The 16,918-nt window shown below is 69.3% G+C and carries 16 protein-coding genes; 8 read left to right on the top strand and 8 right to left on the bottom strand.

Annotated features, from left to right (window positions below; translation table 11 throughout):
• Positions 1–144 precede the first annotated feature (144 nt).
• The 4 genes from ilvC to leuD are packed head-to-tail and all read left to right on the top strand — an operon-like array spanning position 145 to position 3,605.
• Positions 145–1,212 carry a ketol-acid reductoisomerase gene (gene ilvC / locus DP107_RS02550; RefSeq protein WP_144260557.1) on the top strand — a complete coding sequence of 356 codons (1,068 nt, stop codon included), beginning with the start codon at positions 145–147 and terminating at the stop codon, positions 1,210–1,212.
• A gap of 7 nt (positions 1,213–1,219) precedes the next feature.
• On the top strand, positions 1,220–1,570 hold the full coding sequence (locus DP107_RS02545) for a hypothetical protein (protein WP_144260556.1): 351 nt from the start codon (positions 1,220–1,222) through the stop codon (positions 1,568–1,570).
• Positions 1,567–2,988 (top strand): 3-isopropylmalate dehydratase large subunit, encoded by a 1,422-nt coding sequence (gene leuC, locus DP107_RS02540; protein WP_144260555.1) that lies wholly within the window; start codon positions 1,567–1,569, stop codon positions 2,986–2,988. The genes DP107_RS02545 and leuC overlap by 4 nt, the downstream gene beginning before the upstream one ends.
• Positions 2,985–3,605, top strand: coding sequence for a 3-isopropylmalate dehydratase small subunit (gene leuD / locus DP107_RS02535; protein WP_144260554.1), 621 nt, complete (start codon positions 2,985–2,987; stop codon positions 3,603–3,605). Before leuC ends, leuD begins: the two co-directional genes overlap by 4 nt.
• 206 nt (positions 3,606–3,811) lie before the next feature.
• Here the strand turns inward: leuD and DP107_RS02530 are convergent, their stop codons facing one another.
• Positions 3,812–4,561: a response regulator gene (locus DP107_RS02530; RefSeq protein WP_144260553.1), complete on the bottom strand. Its 750-nt coding sequence runs from the start codon at positions 4,559–4,561 to the stop codon at positions 3,812–3,814.
• 148 nt (positions 4,562–4,709) lie between these two features.
• On the opposite strand from DP107_RS02530, the gene DP107_RS02525 reads away from it, so the two are divergent.
• Positions 4,710–5,690, top strand: a complete 981-nt coding sequence (locus tag DP107_RS02525; RefSeq protein WP_144260552.1) for an isocitrate/isopropylmalate family dehydrogenase — start codon at positions 4,710–4,712, stop codon at positions 5,688–5,690.
• Positions 5,691–5,717: 27 nt separating this feature from the next.
• On the opposite strand, the gene DP107_RS02520 is transcribed toward DP107_RS02525, so the two are convergent.
• The 4 genes from DP107_RS02520 to DP107_RS02505 all read right to left on the bottom strand — a co-directional run bounded on the left by DP107_RS02520 (position 5,718) and on the right by DP107_RS02505 (position 11,905).
• Entirely contained in the window at positions 5,718–6,191 is a 474-nt protein-coding gene (locus DP107_RS02520) for a DUF5799 family protein (protein ID WP_144260551.1), read from the bottom strand.
• Between the two features lie 261 nt (positions 6,192–6,452).
• Positions 6,453–7,673: a proteasome-activating nucleotidase Pan2 gene (gene pan2, locus DP107_RS02515; protein WP_144260550.1), complete on the bottom strand. Its 1,221-nt coding sequence runs from the start codon at positions 7,671–7,673 to the stop codon at positions 6,453–6,455.
• Positions 7,674–7,791: 118 nt separating this feature from the next.
• On the bottom strand, positions 7,792–9,585 hold the full coding sequence (pepF, locus tag DP107_RS02510; protein ID WP_144260549.1) for an oligoendopeptidase F: 1,794 nt from the start codon (positions 9,583–9,585) through the stop codon (positions 7,792–7,794).
• Between the two features lie 67 nt (positions 9,586–9,652).
• Positions 9,653–11,905: an NADP-dependent malic enzyme gene (locus tag DP107_RS02505; protein WP_144260548.1), complete on the bottom strand. Its 2,253-nt coding sequence runs from the start codon at positions 11,903–11,905 to the stop codon at positions 9,653–9,655.
• A 202-nt stretch (positions 11,906–12,107) separates the two neighbouring features.
• Here DP107_RS02505 and srp19 point away from each other — a divergent pair, with 202 nt between their 5' ends.
• On the top strand, positions 12,108–12,386 hold the full coding sequence (gene srp19 / locus DP107_RS02500) for a signal recognition particle subunit SRP19 (protein ID WP_144260547.1): 279 nt from the start codon (positions 12,108–12,110) through the stop codon (positions 12,384–12,386).
• A gap of 7 nt (positions 12,387–12,393) precedes the next feature.
• Complete coding sequence (locus tag DP107_RS02495) at positions 12,394–12,621, top strand: H/ACA ribonucleoprotein complex subunit GAR1 (protein WP_144260546.1); 228 nt, start codon at positions 12,394–12,396, stop codon at positions 12,619–12,621.
• Here DP107_RS02495 and DP107_RS02490 read toward each other — a convergent pair whose 3' ends face one another.
• The 3 genes from DP107_RS02490 to DP107_RS02480 form a co-directional block, all read right to left on the bottom strand.
• Complete coding sequence (locus tag DP107_RS02490; protein WP_144260545.1) at positions 12,622–12,906, bottom strand: hypothetical protein; 285 nt, start codon at positions 12,904–12,906, stop codon at positions 12,622–12,624.
• A 683-nt stretch (positions 12,907–13,589) separates the two neighbouring features.
• A complete protein-coding gene (locus DP107_RS02485; RefSeq protein WP_144260544.1) occupies positions 13,590–14,948 on the bottom strand; it encodes a ribonuclease catalytic domain-containing protein in 1,359 nt (452 codons plus the stop codon).
• A 48-nt stretch (positions 14,949–14,996) separates the two neighbouring features.
• On the bottom strand, positions 14,997–15,320 hold the full coding sequence (locus DP107_RS02480; protein WP_144260543.1) for a DUF7562 family protein: 324 nt from the start codon (positions 15,318–15,320) through the stop codon (positions 14,997–14,999).
• 261 nt (positions 15,321–15,581) lie between these two features.
• Here DP107_RS02480 and DP107_RS02475 point away from each other — a divergent pair, with 261 nt between their 5' ends.
• Positions 15,582–16,814, top strand: a complete 1,233-nt coding sequence (locus tag DP107_RS02475; protein ID WP_144260542.1) for a carboxypeptidase-like regulatory domain-containing protein — start codon at positions 15,582–15,584, stop codon at positions 16,812–16,814.
• Positions 16,815–16,918: the final 104 nt, after the last annotated feature.

The following is a 16,918-nucleotide window of genomic DNA, read 5'->3' as shown; positions in this document are numbered from 1 at the left end:
GGCGCCCGGCAACCGGGAGCCGGCGGTCGACGTGCCGGCCAACCGCGAGCCGGCCGTGACCGCGCCCGCGAACCACGGCCGCGAGGAGGCGAACACTGACGGAACCGGGCAGGCCGAGAGCGATGCCGACGAGGTGACCCACGAATGAGCACGAACGACCCCGAGGAGGGGCTCACCACGACGGTCTACTACGACGAGGACGCCGACACCGACGTCCTGGCCGACCACACGGTCGCGGTGCTTGGCTACGGGAGCCAGGGCCACGCCCACGCGCTGAACCTGCACGACTCCGGCGTCGACGTCGTGGTCGGGCTGCGCGACGGGTCCAGCTCCCGCGAGGCCGCCGAGGCCGAGGGGCTGCGCGTGACGACGCCGACGAACGCGGCCGCCGAGGCGGATCTGGTGAGCGTGCTGGTACCGGACACGGTCCAGCCCGCCGTCTACGAGGCGATCGAGGACGAGCTGGAACCGGGCGACACGCTCCAGTTCGCCCACGGGTTCAACGTCCACTACGGGCAGATCGAGCCCAAGGAGTCGGTCGACGTGACGATGGTCGCGCCGAAGAGCCCGGGCCACCTCGTGCGCCGAAACTACGAGCACGACCAGGGGACGCCCGGCCTGCTGGCCATCTATCAGGACGCGACCGGCGACGCCCACGAGGTCGGACTGGCCTACGCGAAGGCCATCGGCTGCACCCGGGCGGGCGTCATCGAGACGACGTTCCGCGAGGAGACCGAGAGCGACCTGTTCGGCGAACAGGCCGTCCTCTGTGGCGGCGTCACCTCCCTGGTGAAGCACGGCTACGAGACGCTGGTCGACAACGGCTACTCGCCGGAGATGGCCTACTTCGAGTGTCTGAACGAGCTGAAGCTCATCGTCGACCTGATGTACGAGGGTGGGCTCGGCGGGATGTGGGATTCCGTCTCCGACACGGCCGAGTACGGTGGACTCACCCGCGGCGACATGGTCGTCGACGAGCACGCCCGCGAGAACATGGAGGCGGTGCTCGAGGCGGTTCAGGACGGCACCTTCGCGCGCGAGTGGATCAACGAGAACCAGGCGAACCGACCCTCCTACAAGCAGCTCCGCCACGCCGAGAAGAACCACGAGATCGAGGCCGTCGGCGAGGACCTGCGCGGGCTGTTCGCGTGGGGCGAGGACGAGGACGGCGAGGAGCACGAGGGGACGGCCGAGACACCAGCGGACGACTGAGACAACGATGACGAAGGACACCGATACACCCGAGACCGAGACCGAGGACGCACCGACCACACTGGGCGAACTGGACCACACCAACCCGTTCACGGGGAAGGCGTTCGGCGCCACTCAGACCTACGACCGGGGCCGGACCATCGCCGCCGACGGCGGCACGGACCCCGAGCGAGAGGACGCCGACGCCGCGGCCGGCGAGGCGGCCGAGGCCGAGGTAGAGGCGGACGCGGACACGGATGCGGACGCCGACGCCGACCGCGAGGAGCTGCGCGACATCGAACACACCCCGCCGGGGGACGCCGAGGGGACCAACGGCGTCTACGAGCGGGGCAACGAGGGCCGCGAGGAGCAGCGATGAGCGAGGGCACCCTCTACGACAAGGTCTGGAACCGACACAAGGTGACGACCCTGCCGAACGGCCAGGACCAGCTGTTCGTCGGCCTCCACCTCATCCATGAGGTGACCAGTCCGCAGGCGTTCGGCATGCTCCGCGAGCGCGACCTGGAGGTCGCGCGGTCGGACCTGACCCACGCCACGGTCGACCACATCGTCCCGACGGCGGACCAGTCGCGCCCGTACAGCGATGACGCCGCCGAGGAGATGATGAGCGAGCTGGAGGAGAACGTCCGTGACGCGGGCATCGAGTTCAACGACCCGACCACCGGCAACCAGGGTATCGTCCACGTCATCGGGCCGGAGCAGGGCATCACCCAGCCCGGCAAGACCATCGTCTGCGGTGACTCCCACACCTCGACGCACGGCGCCTTCGGCGCGCTGGCCTTTGGCATCGGGACCTCGCAGATCCGCGACGTCCTGGCCACCCAGACCGTCGCGATGGAGAAGCAGCAGGTCCGGAAGATCCAGGTCGACGGCGAACTCGGGGAGGGCGTCGAGGCCAAGGACATCGTCCTCGAGATCATCCGCCGCCTGGGCACCGAGGGCGGCGTCGGCTACGTCTACGAGTACGCCGGCGAGGCCATCGAGGATCTGGGCATGGAGGGTCGGATGTCCATCTGCAACATGTCCATCGAGGGTGGCGCCCGTGCGGGGTACGTCAACCCGGACGGGACCACCTACGACTGGCTCCGCGAGACGGACTACTTCCAGGAGCACCCCGAGGAGTTCGACGAACTGATGCCGTACTGGGAGTCCATCCGGAGCGATGACGACGCGGAGTACGACGACGTGGTCACTATCGACGCCTCGGAGCTGGACCCCGTCGTCACCTGGGGTACCACGCCCGGGCAGGGTGTCGGCATCCACGACCCCATCCCCGAACCGGAGGCGCTGGCCGCGGACAAGCAGGACACGGCCCGGCGCGCCCAGAAACACATGCGCGTTGAGCCCGGCGAGACGATGGCGGGGTACGACATCGACGTCGCCTTCCTGGGCTCCTGTACGAACGCACGGCTCCCGGACCTGCGCCGCGCGGCGCGGGTCGTGAAGGGCCGCGAGGTCGCCGACGACGTCCGTGCGTTCGTCGTCCCCGGCAGCCAGCGCGTCCAGCGCGCCGCCGAGGCGGAGGGGCTGGCCGATATCTTCCGCGAGGCCGGCTTCGACTGGCGGAACGCGGGCTGCTCGATGTGTCTCGGGATGAACGAGGACCAGCTGGAGGGTGACGAGGCCTGTGCCTCCTCCTCCAACCGGAACTTCGTCGGCCGGCAGGGCAGCAAGGACGGCCGGACCGTCCTGATGAACCCCCGGATGGTGGCCGCCGCGGCGGTCACCGGCGAGGTAACCGACGTCCGCGACCTGAGGGAGGTGACCATCGCATGAGCGACCCCACCGAGGAGATCCCGGAGGTCGACCACGTGACGGGGACCGGCATCCCCGTCCGCGGGAACGATATCGACACGGACCAGATCATCCCGGCGCGGTTCATGAAGGTCGTCACCTTCGACGGCCTCGGCCAGTTCTCCTTCTTCGACCTGCGGTTCGACGACGACGACAACGAGAAGGACCACCCCATGAATGAGGAGCGGTTCGGGGACGCGAACGTCATGGTGGTCAACAACAACTTCGGCTGTGGCTCCTCCCGGGAGCACGCCCCGCAGGCGCTGATGCGCTGGGGCATCGACGCGCTCATCGGCGAGGGGTTCGCCGAGATCTTCGCGGGTAACTGCCTCGCGCTCGGCATCCCCACGCTGACCGCCGACCACGAGACGATCAACGACCTGCAGCAGTGGGTCGACGACAACCCCGACGGGGAGATCGAGATCGACGTGGCCGCCGAGACGGTGCGCTACGGCGGCCGGGAGGTCGGCGTCACCGTCGACGACGCCCAGCGGAAGGCGCTGGTCGACGGCATCTGGGACACCACCGCGCTGATGAAGGCCAACGAGCGGTCCATCGCCGAGACGGCGGCGAACCTGCCCTACGCCACGGGCAACTGACCGCTCCGCGCCGGCACGCCGCGAACGGCTGTTTCCAAAGAGGCCTCGGCTCTCTATCGATATGATAGCGCTACGGATCGACGTAGCGATATCTCCGACGGACGGTGCGTCCCGTACGAATATACGCCCCGGCTCCGTCCGCCGGTCGAACGGGACGAACGCGATGGGGTTCCTACCCGGCCCCCGGCGGGCGGGCCCTCCCGGTCTCACTCCGGTGTCGCCCGGATGACGACCTGTCCGACCTTCTCGCCCCGGTAGTGTCCCGGCGCGGTCGCCAGGGTGACGGGTTTGATCTTGCCCTCGACTGTCCGGACGCGGTACTCGATCTCCGGGGCGGCCTCGCCCTCCAGGATGCGGTTCTCGAACCGCTCGACTGCCTGCTCCCGGTCCTCCGGATGGAGGAATGAGACCATGGGCTCGCCGGCCAGGTCGCCCATGCAGTCGCCCCCCAGGAACGCGATGGCGGCACCGTTGGCGTAGCGGAGCCGCCGGTCCCGGCCGAACAGGAGGACGGGGACCGGCGCGGTGTCGACGAGGTTGTGGTAGCGCTCCTCGGTGCGGTACCGGTCGACCGCGTCCCGGACGCGCTTGGCGAGCATCTCGTAGCAGTCCTGGCCGCTTCCCTTCTGGAGGTAGTCGCTGACGCCCGCCGAGATGGCCTCGCTGGCGATCTCCTCGCTCCCCTTCCCGGTGAAGAGGATGAACGGGAGGTCCGGGTACGTCTCCCGGACGGCCGCCAACAGCTCCAGGCCGTCCCGCCCCGGCATGTCGTAGTCGCTCACCACGCAGTCGACCGGCTCCTCCGCGAGCCGTGCGAGCGCCGCGTCGGCGTCCCCTGCGGTGACGATTTCGATGCCGTCGGTCACCGTCCGGAGCATCTCCGCCGATAGGTCGGCGAACGTCCCATCGTCCTCGACGTGGAGCACGGTGATTCCCCCCGCACGGGCGCTATCCATCGTTGCGGGGTCTTCCTCGCACAGATGTATACGTGTAGCGGCCATCGACCGACATCTCGTAGCCCGCTACCGTCGTTCGACGTCACGCTCCTCGGCCGCCGTCGCGCGGACCGACACCCTCTTTCGCCGGCCGTACCCACTGACGGGCATGACAACCGATATCGTCGTCATCGAGGGTGATGGCATCGGACGGGAGGTCGTACCGGCCGCGGTCGAGGTGCTCGAGGCCGTGGACGCCGACTTCACGTTCACCCACGCCGAGGCCGGCGACGCCGTCCTCGCCGAGACCGGCGAGGCGCTGCCACGGGAGACGTACGACGCCGTCCAGGCGGCCGATGCGACGCTGTTCGGTGCCGCCGGCGAGACGGCCGCCGACGTCATCCTCCCGCTCCGGGAGGCCGTCGGCTCGTTCGTCAACGTCCGGCCCGCGCGGGCCTACCCGGGCGTCGACGCGCTCCGCCCGGAGACGGACGTGGTCTTCCTCCGGGAGAACACGGAGGGCGTCTACGCCGGCCACGAGGACCGGCTCTCCGATGACCTCTCGACGCTGACCCGCGTCACGACCACCTCGGCCTCCGAGCGGCTGGCCCGCTTCGCCTGCGACTACGTCGAGGAACGCGACATGGACGGCTTCCAGGTCGCACACAAGGCCAACGTGATGCGCGAGACCGACGGCCGCTTCCGGGACGCCGTGGTCGGGGTCGCCGAGGCCCGCGGCCTCGACGCCGACGGGGTGCTGATGGACGCGTTCGCGACGCGGTTGCCGCTCGACCCGACCGCGTTCGACGTGGTCGTCTGTCCGAACCTCGCGGGCGACGTGCTCAGCGACCTCGCTGCCGGCCTGGTCGGCGGCCTCGGCCTGCTCCCGTCGGCCAACATCGGCGCCGACAACGCCCTCTTCGAACCGGTCCACGGCACCGCCCCCGACATCGCCGGCCAGGGCGTCGCCAACCCCGCCGCCACCATCGTCTCGGCGGCGATGCTGCTCGAACACCTCGGCCACGACGAGGCCGGCGCCGCGGTCCACGCCGCCGTCGAGGGCGTGCTCGCCGACGGGCCCCGGACGCCCGACCTCGGCGGCGACGCCAGCACCGAGGACGTGACGGCGGCGGTGCTGGAGCGGTTGTAGCCGGCCGCGATTCTCCCCGTCACGGGCCTACTCGTCGAGGTAGGCCTCGCGGATCTCGACCCACCGGCCGCTCGTCTCGAGATACTCCTGCAGTTCGACCGCATAGGCGTCGGCCAGCCGCTCTGCCTCCTGGAGCTGTTCCTCGTCGATCCCCTCCGCGCTGTCGCCGCCGAACCCGAGCGCGTTCTTGATGTTGTCGACCAGCCCACCGCTGCCACCGTTGCTGGGCTCCTGCCCGCTCGCCATCGCCGCCTGGGCCTCGCGAGCGCGCTCGAGTTCCGGGATGACGTCACGGAGGCTCTCCGTGTCCGCCACCAGTTCGGCCGCCTCCGTGTCGGCCGCGTTCTCGATGTCGAACTCGACGGCGGTCATCACGAGCCCCCACTCCTGCCGGGAGAACACCGACCGGTCGATCTGGCTGGTGAACTCACTATCGACGGCCATGCGTGCCCCGACGATGCGGTCGGACCACTCCCGCTCGCCCGGGTCGTCATCTGACATGCTGAACTGTTGGACGGTCCGCACAATCAGCGTTGTCCCCCGTCCGGGGACGACTGCCCGCGCACACTCACCACCCATGGGGGTTTCCCCGCCCCTGTTCGTCAACGGGCGATTCATCGACGAGAGTACGGCGATTGTCGACGAGAAGCGGATATTATCCCGGAACGTCGCTGGTATCAGCGGTATCCGGAGGATAACTGTCGGGGCGGCTGCCGGCTCGGCCCGCGTGGCCTCGGGCGGACCGCTACGGGAACGGGCCGCTCAGTGGAACGCGATGGGCGTGCCGGCCGTGTCGTCGTCCCGGTCGATCTTCTCCATCGCGTCCTCGAAGTCGACCATCCGGACCTGGGTGCGGTCGTCACGGATGGCGAACATGCCGGCCTCGGTGGAGAGTGACTCCAGCTCGGCGCCGGTGTAGCCCTCGGTGGTGTCGGCGAGCGCCGCGAGCTCGACGTCGTCGTCGAGGCTCATCTCGCGAGTGTGGATCCTGAGGATCTCCGTCCGACCCTCGTCGTTGGGCTCGGGCACCTCGATGAGGCGGTCGAAGCGGCCGGGCCGGAGGATGGCGCGGTCGAGCATATCGAAGCGGTTGGTCGCCGCGATGATGGAGATATCACCCCGCTGGTCGAAGCCGTCCATCTCGGAGAGCAGCTGCATCATCGTCCGCTGGACCTCGGCGTCGCCGGAGGTCTTCGACTCCGTCCGCTTCGAGGCGATGGCGTCGATCTCGTCGATGAAGATGATGGCGGGCTGGCGCTCCTCGGCCAGCTCGAACAGGTCCCGGACGAGCCGGGCCCCTTCGCCGATGAACTTCTGGACGAGCTCGGAGCCGGCCATCTTGATGAAGGTGGCGTCGGTCTGGTTGGCGACGGCCCGGGCCAGCATCGTCTTGCCGGTGCCCGGCGGGCCGTGCAGCAGGACGCCGGTCGGCGGCTCGATGCCGACGGTGTCGAACACCTCGGGGTTGGTCAGGGGGTCCTCGACGGCCTCCCGGACCTCCGTGATCTGGGAGTCGAGTCCGCCGATGTCGGCGTAGGTCACCGACGGCGAACTGTCGATTTCCATGGCCTGTGCCCGGGCGTCCTTCTCGGTGTCGAGCACCGTCTGGATGGCAAAGGAGTCGTTGATGGCGACGCGGTCGCCGGCTTCGAGTTTGTCGGCCAGGCGCGGCGAGACGTCGGTCAGCACCTCCTGGTTGTTGCCGTGCTGCTTGAGGACGACCTCGTCGTCGGCGATCTCCTCGACGGTCGCGAGATAGAGCGAGGAGGTCTTGAGCGCCTCGTTCTCCCGCTGGAGCTTGTCGACCTCCTCCCGGAGGTCGGACTGTCGGTCACGGGCCGCGTCGAGCTGGCTGGTCAGCTCCTGGTGAACGCGGGTGACCTCGGCGAAGTGGTCCTCGAGTGCGGCCAATCGCTCGTCGGGCCCCATCTCCGGGTCCAGGTCGAGCGTCGGTTGATCAGGTAGTGAGGGACTACGCGACATCTGGTAATGAAAAGTTGGGCGCGCTGCCTAGAAGTGTCTTTGGGTCGCTACAAGCTCACACGGCCACCGCGGATGGCGGAATCGCCCGGCTGGACCGCCGCTCCCCGCCGGTTCGACCCTACACCAGCCCCTCGAACTCGGCCACGAGGTCGCCGTAGGCGTCGATGGCCTGCTCGACGGGGGCGGGCGAGGCCATGTCCACGCCGGCGCCCCGCAGGAGCTCCAGCGGGTACTCCCGGGAGCCCTTCGCGAGGAACTCGCGGTAGTCCGCGGCGGCGGGTTCGCCCTCCTCGAGGATCCGGTCGACCAGCGCGTTCGCCGCCGAGATGCCGGTCGCGTACTGGTAGACGTAGAAGGAGTAGTAGAAGTGCGGGATGCGCATCCACTCCCGCTCGATGCCCTCGTCCATCGCCATCGGCTCGTAGTAGGTCGACTTGAGGTCGGCGTAGATCTCGTCGCAGACGTCCGGCGTGATGGCCTCGCCCCCCTCGACGAGCTCGTGGGTCCGGTGCTCGAAGTCCGCGAACATCGTCTGCCGGAACAGCGTCGACCGGAACCGCTCCAGATACTCGTCGAGGACGTGCCGGCGGAAGGTCTCGTCCTCGACCGTCTCCAGCAGGTGCTCGGTCAACAGCGCCTCGTTCACCGTCGAGGCGACCTCGGCGACGAAGATCTCGTAGCCGGAGTAGACGTAGGGCTGGTGCTCGCTCGTCAGCTCGGAGTGCAGCGAGTGGCCCAGCTCGTGGGCCAGCGTGTACATCGAGGCGATGTCGTCCTGGAAGTTCATCAGGATGTACGGCTGGCTGTCGTAGGTGCCGCCGGAGTAGGCCCCCGAGCGCTTGTTGGCGGTCTCGTACACGTCGACCCAGCGCGAATCCAGCCCCTCCGCGACCCGGTTCTGGTAGTCCTCGCCCAGCGGCGCCATCGCCTCGACCACGTGCTCGCGGGCCTCCTCGTATGAGAGGTCCACGTCACCCTCCGCGAGCGGGGCGTACAGGTCCCAGCTCCGCAGTTCGTCGACGCCGAGCGCGTCGGCCTTCAGGTCGGCGTGCCGGTGGAGCGTCCCGATGTTGTCCTCGACGGTCTCGACCAGGTTGTCGTACACCTCGACGGGGATGTTGGCGTCGTCGAGGCTCGCCTGCCGGGCCGTCTCGTAGTTGCGGGCCTCGGCCAGCTTGATATCGGCCTTCACGCTGTTCTTGTACGCCGTCCCGACCGCGTTGCGGACCGTCTCCCACTCCCCGTAGAACGTCTCGTGGACGTCCCGCCGGAACTCGCGGTCCCGGCGCTTCAGCAGCGTCGTGAAGTTCGACAGCGTCGGCCGGACCTGCCCCCCATCGGGCTCGTCGACCGGCGGGAACTCCATGTCCGCGTTCGTCAGCATGTTGTACACCTCGCCGCCGGCGCCGGTCACCTCCGAGAGGTCCGCCAGCAGCTCCTCGACCTCCGCCGAGCGGGTGTGGGGCTTCATCCGCAGCACGTCGTCGAAGTAGTGCTCGTACCGCTCCAGCTCGGGGTTGGCCTCGACGTACTCCTGCAGTTCCTCGCGGGTGCAGGCCTGTAGCTCCGGCTCGATGAACGACGCCGCGGAGGAGGCGTCGGCGGACAACGACTGCGCCCGCGCCGAGAGCGCCTGGTACTGCTGGTCGGCGGTGTCCTCGTCGCTGCGCATCCGCGCGTACGCGCTCACGTTCGCGACCTCCCGCATGATCTCCTCGCGGGTCTCGAGGACCGCCTGGAGGGTTTCGGCGCTCTCGGTCACCCGGCCCTCGTACGCCGCCAGGTCGTCCAGCTTCGCCTGGACCGCGTCGAACGCCGCCTCCCACGCCTCGTCGCTGGCGAACATCGCCTCGAGGGCCCACTTGTGCTGCTCGTCGATCTCGCTGCGCTCGGGGACGTCGGCAGAACTCATATGTTCGGATACAGGCGCGCCCGTCGTAAACGCATCGTCGTGGCGGGGTTCGGGTCGCCCCGTGTGGTCAGCTGTTCTGTGCGTCGACCACGGCGACGCCAGCGAGGTTGACGATGTCCTTGACCTCGTCGCCGCGCTGGAGGACGTGGACCGGCTGGTCCATGCCGACCAGCATCGGGCCGATGGCCTCGGCACCGCCGAGGCGCTGGAGCAGCTTGTAGGCGATGTTGCCGGCCTCGAGGTTGGGGAAGACGAGCACGTTCGCGGGCTCGTCCAGACCGGCGAACTCGTAGTCGCCCTCCAGCATCTCCTCGACGACGGCGGTGTCGGCCTGCATCTCCCCGTCGACCGGGAAGTCGACCTCGTCGTCGGCGTGGAGCATCCGCGCCGCCCTGCGGGGCTTGCGGGTGCCCTCGTTCTCGACGGAGCCGAAGTCGGAGTAGGACAGCAGCGCCGCCCGCGGCTCGACGTTGAACCGGCGCGCCAGCTTGGCGGTCTGCCTGGTCACCTCGGCGAGCACGTCCTCGTCGGGGCTCTGGTTGACCGTCGCGTCGGCGCAGAAGACGACCCTGTTCTTGAACGTCAGCATGTAGACGCCGGCGGCGTACTCGGCGTCGTCGGCGGTCCCGATGACCTGCAGCGGCGGCCGCAGCGCCGACGGGTAGTGGTGCATCAGCCCGGTCAGCATCGCGTCGGCGTCGCCCATCTCGATCATCACGCTGCCGAGGTAGTTGCCGTCCTGGATGAGTTCGTCCGCCTCGCGCCGGGTGATACCCTTCCGCCGCCGGAGCTGGTGGAGCCGCTCGGCGTACGGGTCCAGGTTCCCCTCCTCGGGGTCGACGATCTCCGGCGAGAAGTCGAGTCCCAGCCGCTCGGCCGTCGCCCAGATACCCTCCCGGTCGCCGATGAGGACGGGCTCGGCGATCCCCTGTTCGGTCAGCTGGTGGGCCGCGCGGATCATCTTCTCGTCGTCCCCCTCCGAGAGGACGACCCGTTTGGGGTCGCTCTTGGCCTTGTTGAGGACGACCCGCATCATCTCGCGGGACTTGCCCAGCCGGGCCTCCAGCCGCTCGACGTAGGCCGAGCGGTCCAGTTCCTTCCGGGCGCTCCCGGACTCGACGGCGGCGTCGGCCACGGCCGGCGCGACCTCGAACAGCACGCGGGGGTCGAGCGGCTTCGGGATGATATACTCCGGGCCGAACTGCAGCGGCTCGTCGCCGTACGCCTTCACGACGGCGTCGGGGACGTCCTGGCGGGCCAGCTCCGCGAGTGCCTCCGCCGCGGCGACCTTCATCTCCTCGTTGATCTCCGTCGCGCGCACGTCCAGCGCGCCCCGGAAGATGAACGGGAAGCCGAGCACGTTGTTGACCTGGTTCGGGTAGTCCGAGCGTCCGGTCGCCATGATGACGGTGTCATCGCGGGCCGCCTTTGCCTCCTCGTAGCCGATCTCCGGGTCCGGGTTCGCCATCGCGAACACGATGGGGTTCTCGTCCATCGACCGGATCATCTCCTGGCTCACCAGGCCGCCGATGGAGAGCCCGACGAAGACGTCGGCGCCGTCCATCGCGTCCGCCAGGTCGCCGGCCGCACGATCCGTGGCGAACTCCTGTTTGAACTCGTTGACGTCGCCGGTCTCGGCGCGTTCGGTGGTGATGATGCCCGAGGAGTCACACATCGTGATGTTCTCGCGCCGGGCGCCGAGCGAGACGTAGAACCGCGCCGTCGCGATGGCCGAGGCCCCCGCGCCGGAGAAGACGATCTCCAGCTCCGAGATGTCCTTGTCCGCGATGTCGCAGGCGTTGACCAGCGCCGCGCCGCTGATGATGGCGGTGCCGTGCTGGTCGTCGTGGAACACCGGGATGTCCATCTCCTCGCGGAGTCGCTCCTCGATCTCGAAGCACTCGGGCGCCTTGATGTCCTCCAGGTTGATGCCGCCGAACGTCGGCTCCATCGCCGACACCGACTGGATGACCGCCTCGGCGTCGTCCTGGTCGAGTTCGATGTCGAACACATCGATATCGGCGAACCGCTTGAACAGGACGCCCTTCCCCTCCATCACGGGTTTGGACGCCTGCGCGCCGATATCGCCGAGGCCGAGCACCGCCGACCCGTTCGAGACGACGCCCACCATGTTCCCCTTCGCGGTGTAGGTGAACGCGTCGTCGGGGTCGTCCCGGATATGCCGGCACGGCGCCGCGACGCCGGGCGAGTATGCCAGCGAGAGGTCCCGCTGTGTGTTGGTCGGCTTCGTCGTCGAGATCTCCAGCTTCCCCGGGGGGTCGCTGCTGTGATAGTCGAGCGAGTCCTCGTCGAGTCCCATACCGACGCCGGGGGCGAGACGCGTAAAAAGCTATCCGAACTCGCGGGACTCCCGTCTCGTTCCGGCGCCCTCGTGCGCACCTCCCCCCGCGGCCGCGGGTCGACCCTCCGGTGCGGGACCCCCAGCCGCGGTCGAGCGGTCCGTTCCGCGGGAGCCAGTCGGTATCGGAAACCCATTTACCCTCCCCCCGACTCCCACCGGTATGGTCGAGAACGTCCTCTACCCCGCGTACTTCGACGCCGACTACACCCGCGGGGAGGGCCGCCGGGTCCCGATGGACCTGGCGGTCGAGGAGCCGACGGTCGACGAGCTGGCGAAGGCCGTCCAGCAGGTCGGCTACGACGCGGTGGTCGAGCGCGACGTGACCTACGCCCGGGAGTTCGAGCCCCGGGGGCGGGTGCTCGTCGAGAACGCCGACGACGCCACCAAGTCCGACCTGCTTGGCGCGGTCGCGGCGTATCTGGCGGCGCTGCGGGAGTGATGGACCGATGAGACGCCTCGGCGAGGTCGTCCGCACCGCGCAGGGCCTGGCGGTCGTCCGCTGCCCCGACGACGACCACCTCGACATCGGGACGATGGTGCTCGACGAGGACCTGGAGACGGTCGGCCGCGTCGTCGACGTGTTCGGGCCCGCCGACCGGCCGTATCTCGCGGTGACGCCCGACGACGGCGTCGCGCTCCCGTCGCTGGTCGGCGGGCCGGTGTACGCGCGGTAATCAGCGGGTCAGCGTCGCCCCGTCACAGCGCGTCTGCCGCTCCGGGCCACCGACCAGCGTGTGCTGCTCCCGGCTGTCGCCGTGTACTCCCCGTCGACGGTACAGGTCACCGTGAAGGGGCCGCGCCCGGCCCACTCGCAGTCCACCTGTTCCCGACGGGCGGCAGGGGCCGCCGCACTCGCGGGGCTCCCGCGGGCCGAGGTCGAACGTCGCATCGTGGACGGTCCCGCCGCGCCGGTCGACGGTCACACACACCTCGTGGGCGGCGTCGTCCCGGTTCTGCACCCGGACCGACCCGGGATACGGCGGCGAAACGGCCTCGACGACCGGGAAACGACCGGGCTCCGCGGCGACCGACTCCGGTTCCAGCTCCGGTATCCCGACTATATGTGATCAAACACGTGGATTACCCGATAGGACCACCGATAACTGAAAACGGGACGCTTCACGACCTCTGACTGCCGGGGGAATCAGGGGGTGGACCACGAGCACCTGACTCACTCAAAGGCCTCTTTGAGCCTCCGTGACTGCCGTTATCCGGGGGTTCGACGTACCGATGCCGGCGGACGCCGCCGGCTGACCCCCCGTGTTGAACCCCTCCACCCACCGGCGGGACATCGCCGACCGGATCCGTTCACAGCGAGTCCGGAACCGGCGACGTGTCCCCGACCGAGACCCCCTCGAACGGAGCGACGAACCGCCCACGGAACGATCCGACGAGTGACCCCCCGATGCCACACGCCCTGAACCACCACGACGCGACAACCGATTCCGGCCCGGAACCGGTCCCGGATACCGGGGACTGCGCGGCGGTCGACCGCCCCGAGGGACTCGGGAGTCGGTCGCCCGATGTCCGCGGTCGCTATCCGACGTGGTCGGACTCCGGGCCGCGACCGAGCGTCCTCGACGTTCTCCTGACTCCGGTCCCGACGCGCCGATAGCGGCTGCCGTCACGGCCGACGCTCGCCTCAGTTGAACGCTTCCGGGCTGACCTCGCTCTTCCGGCGGTCGAGGTCCGCGTCCGGGCCGGGGTCCTCGACGACCTCGATGCCGCGGTTGTTGACGGCGCTCGGGTCGAGGCCGACCTCCTGCAGGAAGTCCTTGTAGATGCGCTCGACGGTCTCGCCGTCCTTCTGCTTCGAGGAGGCGTGGTCACAGAGCGACGGGAGCGCGTGATCGCCGGGCGTCTCGTTCCGGTAGATGATCCAGTGGTTGACGAGGTCGCTCAGCCGGCGGATGGGGGAGGTGAAGTGGCCGTAGATCTCGAAATTGAGCGCGTGGTGGCCACCGAACGGGTCGGCCATGTACTTCGCCCGGGGCATCACCTTCATGACGGCCCACTGGATGTCGTTGAGCTGTCGGCCGGGGGCCTGCTCCAGCGTGGCGTTGACGGCCTTGCGCGGGTCGTCCCAGGCCTCGCCCGGGATGGAGACGCCGTCGAGGTCCTGGATCTCCTGGAGCGCCTCGTCCCACTCCTCCGGGGTGGGCTGGGGATGGACCCGGAACATCGCCTCCAGCCCGCGGACCCACTGGAGCTCGTGCGTTACGGCCTTGTTGGCCTTCAGCATGCACTCCTCGATGATGGTGTGGGCGCGGTCGCGCTTCGGGTTGAGGACGAGCGAGCCGTCGGCCTTGCGCTGCTCGTGGAGCGACTCGGTGAGCTCGTAGGCCAGCGACAGCTCCTCGTGGAGGTCGGCGTCGGGCTGGTCGAGGCGGGCCTCGGCCTCGGCGTAGGTGAGCCGCTCGTCGGAGTGGACGACCGATTTGTAGATGTCGATGGACTCGTTCGAGAGGGTCTCGGCGTCGATCTTCATCTCGACGGTGTGGGCCAGCCGGTCCTCGTTCGGAACGAGCGAGCAGACCGTCTCGGCGAGGACGGGCGGCAGCATATGCATCGTGTAGCCCGGGAGGTAGACGGTGTTGGCCCGCTCGACGGCCTCGTCCCACATCGCGTTGCCCGGCTGGACGTAGTGGGTGACGTCCGCGATGTGGACGTGGAGGTAGTAGTAGTCCTCGTCGCGGCGGATGGAGATGGCGTCGTCGTAGTCCTGGGCATCGGCGGGGTCGATGGTGCAGGTGGTGAGGTCCCGGCAGTCCGTGCGGTAGTCCTCGTCGAGCTCGTCCCGGATCTCGGCGTCGGTGTCGGTGGTCCGCTCGCGGGCTTCCCGGAGCACCTCGCTCGGGAACTCGTCGTTGAGCTCGAACTCCTCGAACAGTGACTCGCGCTTGCGCTCGAGTTCGGCCGCCAGCTCGTCGTCGATGCGGACGGGCCCCTGCCCCTCGGCGGTCCCGGCCTGGGCCTGCGCGTCCGCGTCCGTGTCGCTCATGCCACGTCGTAGGAGAAACGGCTAGTTAGTCCTGTTGGGCCGCGACGACTACCGCTCGCGCTCGCGGCCGCCCTCGGCCTCGTCCTCGTCCCCTGGCTCCGCGTCGCCGGTCGCGAGGTCGGCGTACCGGCCAAGGAACGCCTCGCGGTCGCTCTCGCCGGCGCCGCTCTCGACCAGCACCGCCTCCAGGTCGCCACGCGGCTGGTGGCAGAGGTCGCTGTGACACTCCTTGCAGAGGTACTCGAACTGCTTGTCCGCGCGCTCCCACCGGTCGCCGTGCTTGTCGTACTCCCGCGCCGCCGTGCGCGGTACCTCCTCGCCGCAGGCGATGCAGGTCACCTGTGTCCGGTCCCGGTCGCGGCTGCCCCACATTCCTGTTCGCCCGTTGCCATCGGACCCACTTAGCGTTTCGTGCTTGTGGCTCCGGCACGACCCACGCCTGCCGGCGCCACCCCGGCCGCCCGTGTCCCACGGCCGGAGTGCGGTCACCGACATGGCCGTCGCGCCGCCCCTCCCGGCTCGTGGTGCACGGTGTTCGTGAGGAAACCGCCGTCTTGAGCCGCTTTTCCGGTTGTTTCACTGGGGACCGGAGAAGCCAGCGGATATTTACACCTCCCCATCGAGGGTGGCGGTATGCGACGCGCCGTACTGTTCAGTGTGGTCCTTGTCGTCGCGGCGACAGCCCCGTTCGTGGGCACCGCCGTGGCGACGCAGGAGCAGGCAACGCTCGACGTGACCGTGGTGAACCAGGACGGCGACCCGGTCAGTGGGGCGACGGTCAACGCCTCGTGGGACGGCGGGGACGCCACCGCGACCACCACCTCCAGTGGTCGGACGCTCATCGACGTGCCCCGCGGCGCGGACGTGGAGCTGACCGTCCAGGACGACAGGTACGTCCGCAACTTCCCGAAACGGGTCACGGACGCCGAGGCCGAGGCGGTGACCGTCGAGGTCGCACGGAGGGGGTCCGCGACGCTGACGATCACCGACGGTGACGACCAGCCCGTCCGGAACGCGACCGTCTTCGTCCGGCAGGGACAGCGCGTGGTCGTCACGGGCCAGACGAACGCGGCGGGCCGGTTCAGTACCGGCACCGTCGAGCAGCGGGACTACAGGGTCATCTTCCGCAAGCCCGGCTTCTTCCGCAACGAGACCGCCCTCTCCGTCACCGGCAACGTCATCCGCTCGTACGAGATGCGCCGCGGGAGCGTCAACGTGGAGTTCCGCGTGTTCGACGACCACTTCGACGACCCGCGGACCGTCCCCAACGCGGCCGTCACCATCGAGGACATCGGCACCCAGCGGACCAGCAACGGTCGCGTGACGTTCACCATCCCCGTCAATACGGCGCAGGAGGTCTCGGTCACCAAGGACGGCTACCAGACCGCGGAACGGACGCTCAGCGTCGGCGAGTCGAACCGGGAGGTCAGCGCTACGATCCAGCGGACGCCGGAGCTGAACCTGACGGCCGAGAGCACGCGCGTCCTCGTCGGGAACCGACTTCGCGTCTCCGTGGTGAACGCGTACGGTGAACCGGTCAACGGGGCCGATATCAGCTACGACTCCGAGCGCCTCGGGCAGACAGGGGCCGACGGCGAGTTCCGCCTCCGCGTCGAGTCGTCCGGCAACCACACCGTCCAGGCCCAGTCGGGCAGCCTCAGCTCGAACACCCTGACCGTCCGTGGGTTCGACCCCGACGCGGGCACGCCGACCCCGACCCCGACCGCCACGCCGATCCCGACCCCGACCGCCACGCCGACCGAGACGGAAACCGCCACGCCGGCGGTCGGGCTCCCCGGGTTCACGCCCGCCGTCGCGGTCCTCGGCCTGCTGCTGTCGGCGCTGCTGCTCCGCCGGCGCGACTGACGACTCCCGCGACAGTCGCCGGGTGACGGGCCCCCCATCCCCGACCGACTCGCCGACGGGTTCCAGCCGCCGGCCGTGTCGGTCCTGAGCGCGCGTCCCGGCCC

Source organism: Haloglomus irregulare, from assembly GCF_007421925.1.
Classification (GTDB): Archaea; Halobacteriota; Halobacteria; order Halobacteriales; family Haloarculaceae; genus Haloglomus; species Haloglomus irregulare.
This window is presented reverse-complemented; position numbering and strand designations above follow the sequence as displayed.